The organism is Chitinophaga flava (assembly GCF_003308995.1).
Taxonomy (GTDB): domain Bacteria; phylum Bacteroidota; class Bacteroidia; order Chitinophagales; family Chitinophagaceae; genus Chitinophaga; species Chitinophaga flava.
Window position 1 is genome coordinate 1,237,427 of the sequence record NZ_QFFJ01000001.1, and the last position, 15,298, is coordinate 1,252,724.

Genomic DNA, 15,298 nt, shown 5'->3' on the forward strand with positions numbered 1-15,298 from the left:
ATGATGACATCTCCGGCACTACCCTTCCCTGAATTGCGTTGGCGTAATGCCAGCCTGGGCTTTAAAGAAATTGGAAAAATACGCATGATCAACAAAGCCTAGTTCAAATGCAATTTCTTTTATAGAGAGATCTGTTGTTTGAAGCAGCCGCTTTGCTTCCAGCAGTACACGCTGTTGTATCAACTTGGTTGCTGATACATGAAGATGGCTTTTACAAAGAATATTCAAATAGTTTGCAGAGATGTGCAGCTTTGAAGCATAGAATCCAACCAGCTTTTCCTGTTTGTAAAATTTATCAATCAGCATATTGAATTTCGCTAGCCTCGGATTAGACTGGAACACTTTCAAATCAGTAAAAAGACTCTCTGCTTCCTTACTTACAATCGCTGCAATAACAGCAGCCCTAGCGCTGATAATCTCCTGTACTGAGTTTGGCGAATTAAGTTCATCTCTGATCGCATCAAATTCATACTTCAGCAATTTAAAATTATCGTTAGTCAGCGGAATCACCGGATGATTCATATAATTCGAAAACGAAAAACGGAAGAATGATGCGAAGCGCTCGAAAAAATTCTGCTGTATCATCAGCTGATAACCTGTTGTATCAGGCTTGATACTCCAGGTATGTACCTGTCCGGGAAACAATACATGGATTTGTTTATTCCCGATTGGATAGTCGTGGAAGTCGATATTATGAACCCCTTTTGCTGATTCGAACAGATTGATGATAAAAAAGTCATGCTTATGGGGCTTGTCGATATGCCGCTCACCATGCAGTTCGTTGAAGAGGAATTCCTCCCTGCCAGCCAGCTGGCCTTTCCTGAATTCCTGGAGCCCTAAAACAGGAATATAGCCTGTATCATCATAAATCTTCATATCAGCAAATTAAGTTGGGAGTTCAACTTCTAAAATATGAAAATTTATGGCAAAAAAAATGGATTGGCTCTGAAAACACTCAAGGCCAATCCATTTGAATAATAAGATAATCCCGCTACTTTTTAGGTTCAGCGTGGGTTGTTGGTGTATGGATAATATCGAAGTATACCGTTTTATCGTTGGCGTTAGGGTAAATACGGTAGGTAAACTCCTGTTTAGTCAAAACGGTAATATCAACTACACGGGTGAACAGCACTGCACCGGCATCGTTTTTAGCAACGACTGTACGGGTTTTTCCATCAGCGGAAACTGTCCAGTCGCCGTGCATTTTTGGTGAATTGTCCAGGTTGTACATGGTGAATGTACCGTCTGCTTTGAAATAAGCGAAGCCCACAAAGTTAGATACGTTTGCATCGGTCAAAACAACGTTTTCACCTTTGTTATTTTTTGCGTTTGTAGTTTCCCAAGGGGTGCTGGCAAGCGTTTCACTTGGTGTGAGTTGTTTCGGTTCAGGATCTTTATCTTTGTCTTTGCTACAGCTAAAGAAAAAGGCGCTACATACCGCCAACAAAAGAACTGTGGTTACTTTTTTCAGATTCTTCATATAATGAAATTTTTAAGCACTACAAAGGTATCTGCCCCATATAACCAACCTTTGCGTTTTTCATCCCAAAGCTTGAAAAATTTATAACGGGGCAGATAAACGTACTTTTATCAGAATACAATATTTCCTTTATGCACCAGCGATTTAACCGGTGAAACCCTTACCACTACTTCAGCAGAGCAGGATGCTTCCAGGAATACCAGATCTGCGTCATTGCCAGCCTTAGGCCATTGCTGGTTTCCTTTATCATCCAACGGAAGTACATACCTGGTAGCAAAGCCCAGTGTTCTTGAAAGCGCCCATTCAGAACTATAGCCATACAGGCCCGCGATGAGTTTCGTTTTTTGAAGCATGTGGCCGGGTCCGAAAGTATTCCAGTGATCCTGGATATTATCGTTACCCACCAGTACTTCCACACCATGTTTTCTCAGCAATGGTATTGGCATAATGGTATCACCGAAAGGCACAGAGGAAACAATACCCACACCTGCTTCAGCCAGGCGTGCAGCCATGCGCTCCGTTTCCAAAGCAGAAAGATGGCCCAGTGTGAAAGCGTGGCTTACAAAGGTTTTGCCACGAAGTGCAGGGTTTTCATTTGCCTTGTTAATCAGGTATTCGATTGTCTTCACGCCGGTTTCCCCTACTTCATGCAGATGGATATCAATCCCCTTATTGTTATCGATGGCCAGTTGCGTGATCAGGTCCATCGGTTTTTCTATACTTCCATCAATGGAATAGGGATCTACCCCACCAATGAAATCGATGTTCATTTTTACCACTTCTTTCAGCAGAGGGGCTGTGTTGGCGTAAAATACACCATGCTGGGGGAAAGCCACCAGCTCCACTCCTACTGTTTTTTCCTTTTTTTTCAGCGCTGTTTCCAGGTGTTTTAATGAATCAAAACCGGAGGTAGGGTCGATATTAAAATGAGAACGGATATAGTGTGTACCATTTGACTGCAGAAAATCAATCATTTTTTCTGTCCGTTCCACAGAAGTTTTCAGCCATTCGGGAATCATTTTCTGCTCATAGGCAATCTGATCCTTCACCGTTTTCCTTTTCGCCGAAACAGCCTGCCACGGCAGGCCATAGAGCATCTTATCCAAATGGGCATGCATATCCTTAAATGCAGGAAGCATCAGCCAACCTTTCGCATCAATTGCATCCTTATTCGGATCATTGGGTGTGATAGCTTTAATCTTACCTCCATCTATTTCAACACAAAAAAGTGCGGTCTTCGTCTTTACGACTTCTTCACCATCATATTCAAAACCCGTTTCCAGCAATACATTCTTAAATGTATAGCGACTGTCGTTTGCTATTTTATCCATTGGTTCCATTTTTTTATTACCGGATTACTACAGCAAAGTAAGCGGTAAATATCTCCGGAACTTTGTGCTATCTATACGGATACTTGAAAGATTTATAATTACCTGCAGATTATTGATAAATCTTTCAAGGCATATCATGAATCCTTCACAGAACAGGAGGTTATGAAGATTAATTTTGTAAAAAATGATTGGGACTATGAAGAAAACGGAAATATCCCGCAAGGAATTTATAAGAATGTCCGGATTGGGACTGGCGGGAATGGCCTTTGCCTCCGGCCTACTGGGCTCTGCAGCAGCATTCGCCGACGATGCAGCCAACAATGGCGGGAAAAGCTACCTGTTGAAAAACGTGCGACTTGAAACAGGATTTGTTTATGAAGAAGGAGAGGTAGTCCACACAAAGACCGAGTTGTTTTGCGTAGCAATCAAAGACGGAAAAATCCAAAGCATTTCCGCCAATAAACCGAACGCCACCAATGCCATCGATGCAAAAGGCTGGCTGATGCTCCCTGCCTTCAGGGATATGCACATCCACCTCGATAAAACATTCTATGGTGGCCCATGGCAGGCAACCAGAAGAGGTCAGGGTGGTGTAAAAGGTATGATTGCCCTGGAACAGAAAATTCTTCCGGAGATGCTGAAAACCTCCACGTACCGTGCAGAAAAGCTGATTGAGTTATTGCAGTCCAAAGGTACCAACTTCGCCAGAAGCCATGTCAATATTGAACCTACATCAAAACTGCAATCGCTCAATAATCTTTTCAAAGCATTGGAAAACAAAAAGAACACCTTTGGTGCAGAGCTGGTAGCATTCCCTCAGCATGGTGTATTCTACACTGATTCAGTTCCTTATCTCAAGGAAGCAGCAAAAATGAACATCGACTTCATTGGCGGAGTAGATCCCTATTCCATTGATGGGGCCATTGAAAAAACAATAGATTTCACCGTACAACTGGCGCTGGACAACCAAAAAGGAATCGATATCCATCTGCATGAATCGGGAGAATCCGGATTAAAAACAGTAGAATATCTGATTAAAAAAGTAAACGAAAATCCTGCTCTGAAAAACAAAACATTCTTAAGCCACTGCTTTGTACTGGGAAAGATCGATAAAGTGAAACAGGAACAGATTGCTGAGCAATTAGGTGCTGCAGGCATAGGTATTGTTTCCACCATTCCATTTGGAGGACTTATTATGCCTATACCTACACTCTACAAGCACAATGTTAATGTGATGACCGGAAACGACAGTATCATCGACCATTGGAACACGTTCGGATCAGGAAGCGTATTAGAAAAAGCCAATACAATGGCCCAGCTATACGGCTACTCCACCGAGTTCCTGCTATCAAGAAGCCTGAAGCTGGCTACCGGAAATGTACTTCCGCTTGATGACAAAGGAAACCAGCAATGGCCCAAAGCCGGCGATGCAGCTGATGTGGTACTGATAGATGCCAGCTGTTCTGCAGAGGCAGTATCCAGAATTTCACCGGTAAGATCTCTGATTAATAAAGGACAAATTGTGTATTAAAAGGGATTGGGAGATCATTGGTCCAAAGAATGAATGGCTGAATACCTCTCTAAGGATCGAAACAAATACTGAGACTAACAAACACAAATTAAAATAAAAAGGCCATACGATTATTCATCGTATGGCCTTCGTTCTTTATACCAATGCTTCCGCTTTATAGCCAGCCTTTTCTATAGCCTGTCGTATCTCTTCTTTTACTACCTTATCTGTAGAAACGGTTAATACTTTGTCGGGACTCTGTAAATCCACTTCCCAGTTATCCTGTCCTGCTACTTCATTTAATGCAGGTGTAACGGCAGCAATGCAACCTGAACATTTGATATTGGTTTTAAACTGTACTGTTTCCATGATTTATTTCTTTAAATGTTATTGTTTGTTTGATGATGTAAAGGTACTATGGGCACATGTTCTATGTGTTATACAATTGTTTGTACCTTTTATATAATTATTGCTTATTAAACTAAAAAGGCTACTCAAATAATTTTGAGTAGCCTTTTTAGTCTTGGTTCGTTTAGTTGTTTATGTTATACAACCTATTTAAGAAATAAGTCAACGAAATACTTTGATTTCAGAAATTGGATGTAATAACAACGCCCTAAAAGAGGGGGCATGCAAAATTGCTTGTTTGGCTATAATTCCCACTTACAGACCCATCAGTCCATTCATAGTGATAGATACATCTATAGCGAATAGGATTGGTTCCTACTACGTTAGACGCCGTGTAAACTTTAAAACCTAATTCGCATACATTGTCGATACACTTCTTACCTTCTCCGGAGCAGGAAGCACAATCAAAACGTTTGGCTTTTTTAGCAGGGGTGGCACTTTTGTGACCATTAGCGGCAATAGAAAGGTTGGCGGCAATGGCTAGCACCAATGCCGAAGCACCGATAAATACGTTTTTCATAATTGTGAAATTTGGTTAACGAATATTCCAATTTAAATAATTGGCATCTATTTTTTCGGCAAAAGATATGGTTACTTGTCATGTATTGACGCTATTTCAAAAAAAATGTCGGATTCTTACTAGAGACAACGAGTATATCTCTAGTAAGAGATCCGAACCTATCATTTTTTCTGACCTGGCATCACCTCTTCTATCACCTGACCTGTAGCTCCGCTGGGCATCTGTATATGCAATAATGCGCAGAGTGTAGGTGCGATATCGGTAATACTAATGTTACGATAACTGCTGCCATGCTTTATCTGCCATCCAAACCATATCAAAGGAATATGGGTATCATAGGGGTACATAGTGCCATGCGTGGTGCCCATAATACTGCCATTCTTTACACCCGGAGCGGGCACCACTATCATATCTCCACTGCGTTTGGCATGCCAGCCGTTTATGTACATGGCATTGAACGGTGCAGGAAGGTAGCAGTTGTGGATTTCATCCATACTAACTGCATCGCCTATACCGGAAAATGCTTTCAACCGGGCTTTGATGAACTGTTGTAAGCTTCCCAGGGGAACCCCAGCCTTGCTGATAGCCGCCGTATCCAGATACAACTGCGACCCGGCATCAGAGAGAATGGCCTCAGGAATACCCCAATGTCTGCTGATCTCTTCATTTAGAGAGGCTGCCCTGCCCATCTTTTCTGCCATACCTGGCAGATGGTTGTCCTGCAGGAATCCGGGTGAATTGATAGCGCCATGGTCTGCGGTGAGAAATACGAGATAGTTGTTGCCATATCGCTGGTCCAGCCAGCTGAGAAATGCTCCCAGCTCCTTGTCCAGCCGCAGGTACATATCTTCCATTTCAATGGCGTCCGGGCCAAAGCTATGGCCGGCAATGTCCGGTGTGGAGAAGCTGAGGGCCAGCATATCTGTTGCATTTCTCCCCAGGTCATAACCTACAATAGCGGCCTTCGCAAAATCCAATGTGAGGGTATTTCCCCAGGGGGAATATTTCAACAGGTCATAGTCTTTTCCTTTGTTAAACTGATGGACGAACACCGCTTTGTCTTCCCCGGGGATAGGTACTTCATAGTGCTTATCATCCGCTGTGCTGGCGGTATAGGAAGCAGCCGGATATAAAGTTTTCCAGGGCAGCTGTATATATTTTGCGGCGCGTTGTTCTTTGTTAAAAGTACTCGCCCAGGACGGCAGGCTGTCCATGTACCAGGTGCTGCTAATAAAATTACCGGTAGCATCATCGTACCAGAAGGCTGCGTTGGCGCCGTGGCCGGCGGGCAATATGGCAGCCCTGTCTTTCAGTGCGATGCCCACTACCCTGCTTTGGAAACCGGTGCCCATACGTAGTTCATCACCAATAGTGGTACTCTGCAGATTGCGGGGCGACATACCACCTGGCTGCTTCCTATCGCCACCAATAGTATTAACAACACTATCATACACACAGTATACTGACTTACCTGTCTTGCGGTCGTACCAATCATTTCCGACGATGCCATTCACAGCAGGCCCCGTGCCGGTATACACAGCGGCGTGCCCACAGGCGGTAACGGAAGGAACATAATTGATCATCGTTTGTTCACAGCTAAAACCCTCCCGGAGCAGGCGTTTAAACCCTGTGCTACCATAACGGCTATGATAACGGTACAGGTAATCCCATCGCATCTGATCTATCATGATGCCTACTACTAATTTGGGTCGGTCCAGCTGCTGCGCATATAAAGTGTTGCTGGCAATCAGGATTGCCAGCAACAGTATTTGACGGGTTTTCATGAAGGTTTGTTTTCCTTGAATTTATTGGTCTTGCCGGTACGTTTCTCCAGGATAAAGGCGTCGAATAATTCACCGGTAGCCAGGTAGGATCTGAAGTCGAGCCGGTTGTTATCGATGGTCACGAGGTGATACATCTGCAGATGACCGGTTACAATATCAGCCCACTCCATTTTTTCATATTCATACATCTTCGATCCACTCACAGAAACCACATAGGCGGTACCGTAAGGCGCAATCTGCTGCATGCCTCTGCCATAGGCATGATCATGCCCCTGCAATACAATATCGACCTTATATTTATCGAAAAGTGGTTTAAACCAGGTCTTTACTTTTTCATTGCTTCTGCCCTTTTTGGTGGAGAAAACCGGATGATGCATTGTTACAACCGTCCATTTATTGGGATTAGCAGACAGTGTGTTTTCCAGCCACTGCTGCTGCGTATGCAGCAGGGATTCTGAAGTAGCTTCCTCCATCATCATCGTGTTAAGACTGATAAAGCGTACACCCTGTATATCCGAATAAAACACGGAGCCTTCCAATTCATCGAGGCCGGTACCGTTTTCGGGGAGGGTAAACTGCTTTTTCCAGTGAACAGACAGATGAGGCAAACCATCTTCATGGGTGTATTCATGATTGCCCGGTGTTACCAGCGATGGAACGCTTCCATGAATATAGCCAGCCGCCTCGAACCACTGGCCCCACTCATCGTCGTTGTTGGCGCGGTTGACGAGGTCGCCGGCATGAATGATCAGCTGTGCTTCCGGCAACTGCGCATAGGCTTTTCTGATCACCCGGCTCCAGAATGGTCTGATACCTACCTGTGCATCGCCGAGGTAAATAAAAGAGAGTTTGCCCGCAGCCGCTGCTGTGCGAAACTGCAGCCATTCACTCCAACCCTCTTCATTACCTACACGATAGGTGTAAAGCGTGTCTGGCTGAAGACCAGTAAGCGTTATGCTATGATAACAGACCTGTAGTGTATCATATTTCAATGCTTCCGTTTTAGCGGATATCCTGGCAGCCCTGGCAGCAAACTCCGGATGGGCATCTGCTTTTGTATATTCAACATATGCTGCAGCAGTAGTGTTGGTTCGCCAGGTAATGGCTGCTGAAGTAGCCGGGTCTTTGGTAATATTCAGGATGATCCGGTCAGGGACTGCGGAGGCTGTATAACCAGGATTCAGCGCTACAGCGGCAGTACCTGCAACCGCAGCCAGACCGGGCGTTCCCGCCAATGGCAGTAATGCACCAGCTTTCATCAACCTGCCGAGAAAATTTCTTCTACCTAATACTTTCTTTTCCATATTCAATGATGTTTATCTCAGGTACCACATTTTTGTGTTGATATCATCTGGTCCAAATGCCTTAACGGCTGTATTGTAGTTGTCCAGGTTTACATCCTGCTCTGTAGCAGGCCATGCGTATCTTACCGGGAAAGTTTTCTGAAAAGCCATAGGTCCCACCACAAATGCCGGGTAACCGGTACGGCGGAAATCAAACCAGCCCTCAGCCCCGCGGAATGCCATGGCGATCCATTTCTGTGTGATCAGCTGTTCCAGTGTTCCGTTGTACTTCACCAATGGCAGATCATAGTAATTCCGTCGTTGTGCTTCTGCCTGCAGCCCGTAATAATCCAGGGAAGACTTTATCCCGTTGTTGTACATCCCTTCCGCTGTATTGCCGGACATGGTTACCTTTCCCTGCTGCATGGCCTCTGCCGTGATGAAACACACCTCTGCATACAGCATCAGGCTGGCTTTCAAACCGGTAGGTTTATTCTGTCTGAAGAAGGAGGATAAGATAGATTGATGTGATTCTCCACCATTGTAATCACCAGGATTCGTATAGGCGTGAGGGATACCCACATATTTGTTTTTATCAACAGTAGCTCCATCGGTGCTGCCAACCGGTGCTATCCAAAGTTCCAGCCTGGGATCGTTCCGTGAAAGCAGCGCATCTACCAATTCTTTACTGGCCTTCGTCTTTTGAAAATCGTTGTCGATCATGTTCATGGGTCCGCCGGCCCAGCTGTCATCCTTTTTGGCACCGATATATGCTACTTCTGCATTGTCTGCATTACTCTCCATGATGGGATACTCTGCTTTGTTGCCCAGTATTTCCTGCATCTCTGTCCAGGCAGCTGCATATGTTTTTGAGCAACGCAGCAGCATACGCAAACGCAGGGAATTGGCCAGCTTTCGCCATTTCAGGGCATCACCGGCAAACATGGCATCCGCTTTTGCATCGATACCAGTTCCGTTGTTTTTCAGTTCTGCATTAGCCTCTTTCAGCAGGTTAAGCAGGCTTCTGTAAATATCTTCCTGTTTGTCGTAGGTTGGTTTGATATTACCGTTTTCCACTGACTGCAATGCTTTTGAATAGGGCACATCTCCGTAGAGGTCAGTGAGGTAGGCTATATTAAAGGCCATCAGCACCTTACCAGCAGCCACATATGCAGGCTGTTTCATATCGGTAGCTTCCTGCTGCATCGTTTTAACGATCATCGCACGCTGATAGATATCTGACCAGTCAACGGCTGTCCATCGAAACAATTCATAGTCATTATTCCTGATCAGGGTAATGTATCTGCCCAATGCTGCCGGTCTTCTTGCAAAACCGTTTTCCGCATAGGCATAAGCCGTTTGTGTGATGGCTTCCGTCAGGTGATATTCCGGTCTGGTAACAGATGGGTTGTTGGGATTGGTATTGATACTTTCAAAGTCTTTTGTGCAACCGGTAAAAGCCAGTGCTGTCAGCAGACCTGCGAATATTTTATATAGTTTCATGATAGCTATTGATTAAAAGTTGCAACTGAGTTTGGCACCATATGATCTTGTTCCTGGCAGTGTCCAGTGTCCTACGCCCTGGTAGCGCTGGCTGCCCAGACTCATGGTAATCTCGGGATCATAGCCATTTCCTGCTGCGGTCCAGGTATACAGGTTGTTACCGATCAGCGAGAAGGCAAGGCTGCTTAGGAAAGGAATACGGCGCATCACACTTCTGCCGAAGGCATAGGTGAGCGATACTTCTTTCAACTTCACATAAGTTGCGCTGTAGGTTTCATTTTCGTAGTACTTCCAGTATTTGTTGTCGTAATAATCTGGTGCTGCGATGATAATGTCGTTGGGTTTATAGTTGCCATTGCCTTTGTCTACCACGCCTTCCATGATCATACCGTCATTACGCACGGTGCCGTTGGCATCGGTCCAGGTGAGGCCACCATGCGCAGCGTCTCTTCCTTGCAGGGTATTGGTAGTACGACCGTCCTGGATAAGGCTTTTGGCTACATAGGAGTAATAGGAACCACCCTGGCGCCAGTCGATCAGGAAATTCAGTGTCAGGTTTTTATAGCGGAAATTGTTATTAAAGCCAACCATAAAATCAGGGTTATAGTTGCCGATCTTCACCAATTCCGGATCTTGTTGTTGCAGGCCGTTGCTGTTCAGCAGGGCTTGTCCTGCATAAGGACCTTCTTTCACTTTCACCCAGCTTCTGCTATAGAAGTCGCCCATTTTGGTACCTTCCTTTATCAGGTATACGATATTACTTCCATCGGTGCTACCCAGCATATAACTGGTCACAGCCGGGGTCAGTGAGATGACTTTGTTCTGGTTATGTGTAAAATTGACATCTGATTTCCAGGTGAATTTTCCTTTTACCGGAACGGTATTCAGGGCTATCTCCCAGCCGCTGTTCTGAATATTACCGGCGTTGATGAGCATGCTGCTGGCGCCGGAAGCAATGGTGGTAGGCACCTGGATGATCTGGTTTCTGTTATTGGTTTTATACCAGGTAACATTCACGCCTAAACGATCTTGCAAAAAACCGGCTTCCAGACCACCTTCATAAGAAGTGGCGATCTCTGGTTTCAGCATCCTGTTTCGCTGGCTGAAGCTGATGGTGGCCCGTTTTACGCTACCCCAGTCGGTATCGAATGGTACGGTATTATACAGCTGGTAAGGATCTGTATCAGAACCCACCTGCGACCAGTTGGCCCTCAGTTTCAGATAAGAGAGCTGGCGCCAGCGGATATCCAGCATATCAGACACTATAGCGCTTACAGATACAGATGGATAGAAGTAAGCATTGTTTGATTTGGGCAGTGTACTGCTCCAGTCGTTTCTAGCAGTGAGGTTCAGGAAGATATAATCCTTATAACTGATCTCACTCATCCCATAAATGCTGTTGATACGTTTGTGGGTTTTGGATTGTGTATTGATGATAGACCCAGCAGCTGCATTGGAAAGGTTGTAGACTTCCGGCAGGGTAAGGCTTCCGGCGGATTGCTGATTGGATTGCAGTTGCTGGTCCATTCTGTTTCCACCTACTGCAACGGAAAGTTTAAAGTCACTTTTCAATTCAGGTTTATAGGTGAGCAGGAAGTCACTGTTTTGTTCCTTGAACTGATTGTTTTCTAATACATAGGCGCCTTTGGGATTTCTTTTTGCACTGAATGGTCGTTTCTGATCTTCCGAAACGGCGTAGTAGTCCAGCCCTGTGCGCAGCATCAGGGTCAGGTCTTTCCGGAGGTCCAGCTGCAGCTGTACGTTTCCGGTGATACGGTTACGGTTGTAGCTATTGGTTTCCTCATATGCGATGAGGTAAGGATTATCGTCTGTGCTGTAGGGGTTATACTGTTGCAGGCCCTCCTTACCAGGCAACCAATAGTTGCGTAAAGCATGGATATCTACGTTGGGCGTCAGTTTATAGACCTGCGTGGTAACACTCTCCGTATAGGCAGAAGGACGGTTATCACTGGCGCTGTTGGTATAGGCGATATTACTGCTGATATGGATGGATTTGTTGAGATGATAGGTACCGGAGAAGGTCAGGTTATTGCGCTTCATATCGGTATTGGGGACTATACCCTGGTTCTGCATATTGGCATATGAAATTCTGAAGTTACCGGCATCTCCGCTTTTTGATACGGCGATGTTGTTGGTAAATGTCCGTCCGGTGCGGAAGAAGTCTTTGATGCGATTGGGATAGGATGTCCATTCCAGGGGAACCGGTTTACCGTTTTCATCCAGGGGGCTGTTCCATTGTACCAGTTTACGGCCGGTATTGAGTTGAGGGCCCCAGGCTGATGTACTGAGCGTATTATTAGTGCCTATCCAGTCACCGCTGCCAAATTCGTTCTGGAAGTCAGGGAACATCCATGCTTTGTCGAACATGACAGTAGAATTGAAGCTGACACCCAGTCCTTTTTTTACAGCACTGGATTTGGTGGTGATGAGGATCACGCCTGAACCGGCGCGGCTACCATAGAGCGCGGCAGCACTAGCACCTTTTAACACGGTGATGCTGGCGATATCATCTGCGCTGACATCACTGATAGGGCTGCCATAGTCGATGGTCTGTTTTCCGTCTACCGCCTGTGCGGGGTTCTGTATGGCAGGAGCTACGGGTACTCCGTCAATAACGTATAATGGCTGGTTGTCTTTGCTGATAGAGGATTGGCCGCGTATCGTTACCATCACACTTGAACCCGGATCGGAGCCGGTGCTGCGAATACTCACGCCTGGCACGCGCGCAGCCAGGCTGTTCATCACATTGGGCTGGGGTACATCATTCACATCTTTGGAAGATAGTTGTGCGATAGCATATCCCAGGTTACGTTCTGTTTTTTTGATGCCAAGGGCGGTCACCACCACTTCTCCCAAAGCTTTGGTAGAAGGCGGTGGTAATTCAGACCTGGCCGCAGGAGGAGCATCCTGTTTTTTAACGGGCAGGGCTACACTAAGAATAGCGTAATTATTAACGATGCGGCATTGTATAGCGACATCGGTAGCAAGCCAGCCGAGTGCTTCTTTAAGTGTGGCGGTGTTCTTGCGGACATGTACGGTGTGTGACAGCAGCGCATTGACTTCTTCATCGAACGTTACCTGCAGTTGTTGCTGCGTTTTTATCTGCTGAATGAATTGTCTTACCGTCAGGGTAGTGCCGCTGAACTTCAGCATGCGGTCCTGCGAGGACTGCGCCAGTAGCCGGACACCGACGGACAAGAGAAAAAACAGCATCAGGATTCGATGCGATAACAATGTTTTCATTATTTTACAATTGATTAGGTGCAGGTGGTTTAAGCCTGCATTTCAGGTTACTTGGCTGATAAACCAGTCAGTTGCTATTTAAGCGCCCCGTTGCACCGGGGCGTTTAACTTTTTAGTAAATCACGATGGTATCTTTTTCCTGCCGGTACCGGAATCCGGCTGTCTGTGAGAGTATACCCATCACCGTTTGCAGCGGTAACTGTTTAAACTCAGCAGTAATACGCTTTTGCAGCAGTTCCTTTTTTTCTATCCTGATCTGTGTTTTATACCATTGCTGTAAGTCTGTGCAGACGGTATTCAATTTTTCCTGATCGAAGGAGAGCTGGCCGGAAGTCCATGCTGTTACAACATTTGCTTCGATGGTGGTAAGATGGAAGCTACCGGCTTGTTTATCGATGATAGCCTGCTGATTGGGTTGAAGATCGGTGAGTGGTTGGCCGTGGTTGTCCAACAGTCTTACTTTTCCGGAGAGAAGGCTTACAGTCAATGATTGCCGGTCATCTACCTCAAAGGAAGTGCCCAGCACCTGTGTGGTATACTTGCCTGCAGTAACAAGGAATGGCCTTTCAGCGGCGGATGTTATATTAAAGAATGCGCGGCCGGAGAGACGTATTTCGCGGACAGTCGTATTAAATGTTTTGACATAACTAATGGAAGAACCGGGAAAGATGGTTACCTGGGAGCCATCGGGTAATTGAAGCTGGTGAGGTGCACCCGGAGCAGCGGTAATGGTTTGCCATACCAGTGCTTTTTCCTTATGCTGAGGTTTGAAAAACCAACCACCTGCGGCGATGATCAGCACCAGCAGTACTGCCGCTGCAGCCAGCTGCGGATACATTGTCCGACGTTTGGCTTCTATGCCTGCGAGGCGGCGGAATTGTTGCCAGTCGCTGTCCGTCGCCTTGTCTGACTTCAGATGGCTGGTATTATTCCATGCGGCTTCCATGCACGCCTGTACCACCTCAGGGGCTTTACAGCTGGCGATATAAGCCTCAATATCCGCCTTTGTAGCGGGATCAGAAATGTTACCTTCAAAGTAGCTGATCAGCAGGATGCTGTCTGGTTGAAAATCTGCCATAGTGATTGATTCATCCATAAGGACGTCATTCAATGGCTGGTCCAACTATCGGGTAGGATGGAATTAATATTCAGTTAACATTGGCATCAGCATGACGGCCGTCAACATGAGGAAATCGGCGTAGTCATGCAGTTCTCTTCTCATGAATTTCAGCGATGCTGCTATATGGTTCTGCACCGTAAATATGGAAACATTCAGCATTGCAGCTATTTCTGCATAGCTCATGCCGCGCTCCCGATTAAGGATAAACGCCTCCCGCCGGCGTGGCGGAAGTTTGTCAAGACACTCCCGGTAACGTACCAGCAGCTCCCGGTAGCTCACCGTTTCGGTGATATTTTCTGTTGCAGGAGCCTCTTCTTCCCTGGCACTGAGCGTCATCATGGTCTTTTTACGACGCAGCATGCTAACAGTTTCATGGCGCATCATGGTAAAAAGATAGCTGTTGAAATCATTCAGTGTAGCGATCCTTGTTTTCTGTTGCCATACCTTCAGCATTACATTCATGGCAAGTTCCTCGCTGATAACAGGATCATCGGTATAACTCATTGTATAGCGCTTCAGGCGCGGGAAATAATACTCGAAAAGCGGTTTGAAATTCAGATCATTTCCTGCCAGCCAGTCATGTAACAGTATCGGAATCAGCGTGGAGTCTTCCATCAGGTAACTCAGTTTTTTGATGGAAGCAAAATTAACAGTGGAATATTAAGGGAGTATTAACTTATGATACCGACCCTGATCTGGTCGTTCTTTTCTCTTATTAAATTTATCATTCTACATAACATTTACCTGCTTTCCCTGATGGTATGCTGAAAACTTATGTGTTTCCGCCCAAATCACCACACAAGGCTCGCCATTGTTAGCACTAAACTTCACATCCAAACAATCCGTACCTAGTCCAGCCCCTTTGTCGTAAGGAACAATTTTAAGCTCTTCGCCGGAAGGCAACCAAAAAGTATCTCCTATCGGCTCGAAAATGACGAGCATACTTTTATCAAAATTATTAGATATCCTAAATCCTTCCATTTTTCTATTCAAGTTAAAATTAACTTCCTCTAATATATCACACTTTTTCCGGTAATAACGCCAATGGATAAACGGTCACTGCAGAACAGCGCCTACTGTATGTATATACCGGTC

13 protein-coding genes are annotated in these 15,298 nt (G+C 45.6%); 1 reads left to right on the forward strand and 12 read right to left on the reverse strand.

The window, feature by feature from the left end:
* Window positions 1-18 precede the first annotated feature (18 nt).
* The 3 genes from DF182_RS04810 to DF182_RS04820 all read right to left on the reverse strand — a co-directional run bounded on the left by DF182_RS04810 (window position 19) and on the right by DF182_RS04820 (window position 2,811).
* Entirely contained in the window at window positions 19-876 is an 858-nt protein-coding gene (locus tag DF182_RS04810; protein ID WP_113614529.1) for an AraC family transcriptional regulator, read from the reverse strand.
* A gap of 115 nt (window positions 877-991) precedes the next feature.
* Window positions 992-1,480 (reverse strand): DUF4822 domain-containing protein, encoded by a 489-nt coding sequence (locus DF182_RS04815; RefSeq protein ID WP_113614530.1) that lies wholly within the window; start codon window positions 1,478-1,480, stop codon window positions 992-994.
* Window positions 1,481-1,590: 110 nt separating this feature from the next.
* Window positions 1,591-2,811: an amidohydrolase gene (locus DF182_RS04820; protein WP_245957373.1), complete on the reverse strand. Its 1,221-nt coding sequence runs from the start codon at window positions 2,809-2,811 to the stop codon at window positions 1,591-1,593.
* A gap of 196 nt (window positions 2,812-3,007) precedes the next feature.
* Here DF182_RS04820 and DF182_RS04825 point away from each other — a divergent pair, with 196 nt between their 5' ends.
* Window positions 3,008-4,342 carry an amidohydrolase family protein gene (locus DF182_RS04825; protein WP_113614531.1) on the forward strand — a complete coding sequence of 445 codons (1,335 nt, stop codon included), beginning with the start codon at window positions 3,008-3,010 and terminating at the stop codon, window positions 4,340-4,342.
* Window positions 4,343-4,477: 135 nt separating this feature from the next.
* Here DF182_RS04825 and DF182_RS04830 read toward each other — a convergent pair whose 3' ends face one another.
* The 9 genes from DF182_RS04830 to DF182_RS04870 form a co-directional block, all read right to left on the reverse strand.
* Window positions 4,478-4,690 carry a heavy-metal-associated domain-containing protein gene (locus DF182_RS04830; RefSeq protein ID WP_113614532.1) on the reverse strand — a complete coding sequence of 71 codons (213 nt, stop codon included), beginning with the start codon at window positions 4,688-4,690 and terminating at the stop codon, window positions 4,478-4,480.
* A 247-nt stretch (window positions 4,691-4,937) separates the two neighbouring features.
* Window positions 4,938-5,249 carry a hypothetical protein gene (locus tag DF182_RS04835; protein WP_113614533.1) on the reverse strand — a complete coding sequence of 104 codons (312 nt, stop codon included), beginning with the start codon at window positions 5,247-5,249 and terminating at the stop codon, window positions 4,938-4,940.
* Between the two features lie 161 nt (window positions 5,250-5,410).
* Window positions 5,411-7,033, reverse strand: a complete 1,623-nt coding sequence (gene pafA, locus DF182_RS04840; RefSeq protein ID WP_113614534.1) for an alkaline phosphatase PafA — start codon at window positions 7,031-7,033, stop codon at window positions 5,411-5,413.
* Window positions 7,030-8,337 carry a purple acid phosphatase family protein gene (locus tag DF182_RS04845; protein ID WP_113614535.1) on the reverse strand — a complete coding sequence of 436 codons (1,308 nt, stop codon included), beginning with the start codon at window positions 8,335-8,337 and terminating at the stop codon, window positions 7,030-7,032. Before DF182_RS04845 ends, pafA begins: the two co-directional genes overlap by 4 nt.
* 12 nt (window positions 8,338-8,349) lie before the next feature.
* The gene (locus DF182_RS04850; RefSeq protein ID WP_113614536.1) at window positions 8,350-9,819 is read right to left on the reverse strand and encodes a SusD/RagB family nutrient-binding outer membrane lipoprotein; all 1,470 of its coding nucleotides are present in this window, start codon (window positions 9,817-9,819) and stop codon (window positions 8,350-8,352) included.
* A 12-nt stretch (window positions 9,820-9,831) separates the two neighbouring features.
* Window positions 9,832-13,083: a SusC/RagA family TonB-linked outer membrane protein gene (locus DF182_RS04855; protein ID WP_113614537.1), complete on the reverse strand. Its 3,252-nt coding sequence runs from the start codon at window positions 13,081-13,083 to the stop codon at window positions 9,832-9,834.
* 112 nt (window positions 13,084-13,195) lie between these two features.
* Entirely contained in the window at window positions 13,196-14,161 is a 966-nt protein-coding gene (locus DF182_RS04860; RefSeq protein ID WP_161964055.1) for a FecR family protein, read from the reverse strand.
* Between the two features lie 63 nt (window positions 14,162-14,224).
* Window positions 14,225-14,818, reverse strand: coding sequence for an RNA polymerase sigma-70 factor (locus tag DF182_RS04865; protein ID WP_113614539.1), 594 nt, complete (start codon window positions 14,816-14,818; stop codon window positions 14,225-14,227).
* A gap of 114 nt (window positions 14,819-14,932) precedes the next feature.
* Window positions 14,933-15,184: a hypothetical protein gene (locus tag DF182_RS04870; RefSeq protein ID WP_147243347.1), complete on the reverse strand. Its 252-nt coding sequence runs from the start codon at window positions 15,182-15,184 to the stop codon at window positions 14,933-14,935.
* Between the last annotated feature and the right edge of the window lie 114 nt (window positions 15,185-15,298).

Coding starts and splice junctions, on each gene's coding strand:
- DF182_RS04855 (WP_113614537.1), bottom strand. CDS start 13,083: ATGAAAACATTGTTATCGCATCGAATCCTGATGCTGTTTTTTCTCTTG.
- DF182_RS04870 (WP_147243347.1), bottom strand. CDS start 15,184: ATGGAAGGATTTAGGATATCTAATAATTTTGATAAAAGTATGCTCGTC.
- DF182_RS04820 (WP_245957373.1), bottom strand. CDS start 2,811: ATGGATAAAATAGCAAACGACAGTCGCTATACATTTAAGAATGTATTG.
- DF182_RS04830 (WP_113614532.1), bottom strand. CDS start 4,690: ATGGAAACAGTACAGTTTAAAACCAATATCAAATGTTCAGGTTGCATT.
- DF182_RS04860 (WP_161964055.1), bottom strand. CDS start 14,161: ATGGCAGATTTTCAACCAGACAGCATCCTGCTGATCAGCTACTTTGAA.
- DF182_RS04825 (WP_113614531.1), top strand. CDS start 3,008: ATGAAGAAAACGGAAATATCCCGCAAGGAATTTATAAGAATGTCCGGA.
- DF182_RS04850 (WP_113614536.1), bottom strand. CDS start 9,819: ATGAAACTATATAAAATATTCGCAGGTCTGCTGACAGCACTGGCTTTT.
- DF182_RS04815 (WP_113614530.1), bottom strand. CDS start 1,480: ATGAAGAATCTGAAAAAAGTAACCACAGTTCTTTTGTTGGCGGTATGT.
- DF182_RS04810 (WP_113614529.1), bottom strand. CDS start 876: ATGAAGATTTATGATGATACAGGCTATATTCCTGTTTTAGGGCTCCAG.
- DF182_RS04845 (WP_113614535.1), bottom strand. CDS start 8,337: ATGGAAAAGAAAGTATTAGGTAGAAGAAATTTTCTCGGCAGGTTGATG.
- DF182_RS04835 (WP_113614533.1), bottom strand. CDS start 5,249: ATGAAAAACGTATTTATCGGTGCTTCGGCATTGGTGCTAGCCATTGCC.
- DF182_RS04865 (WP_113614539.1), bottom strand. CDS start 14,818: ATGGAAGACTCCACGCTGATTCCGATACTGTTACATGACTGGCTGGCA.
- pafA (WP_113614534.1), bottom strand. CDS start 7,033: ATGAAAACCCGTCAAATACTGTTGCTGGCAATCCTGATTGCCAGCAAC.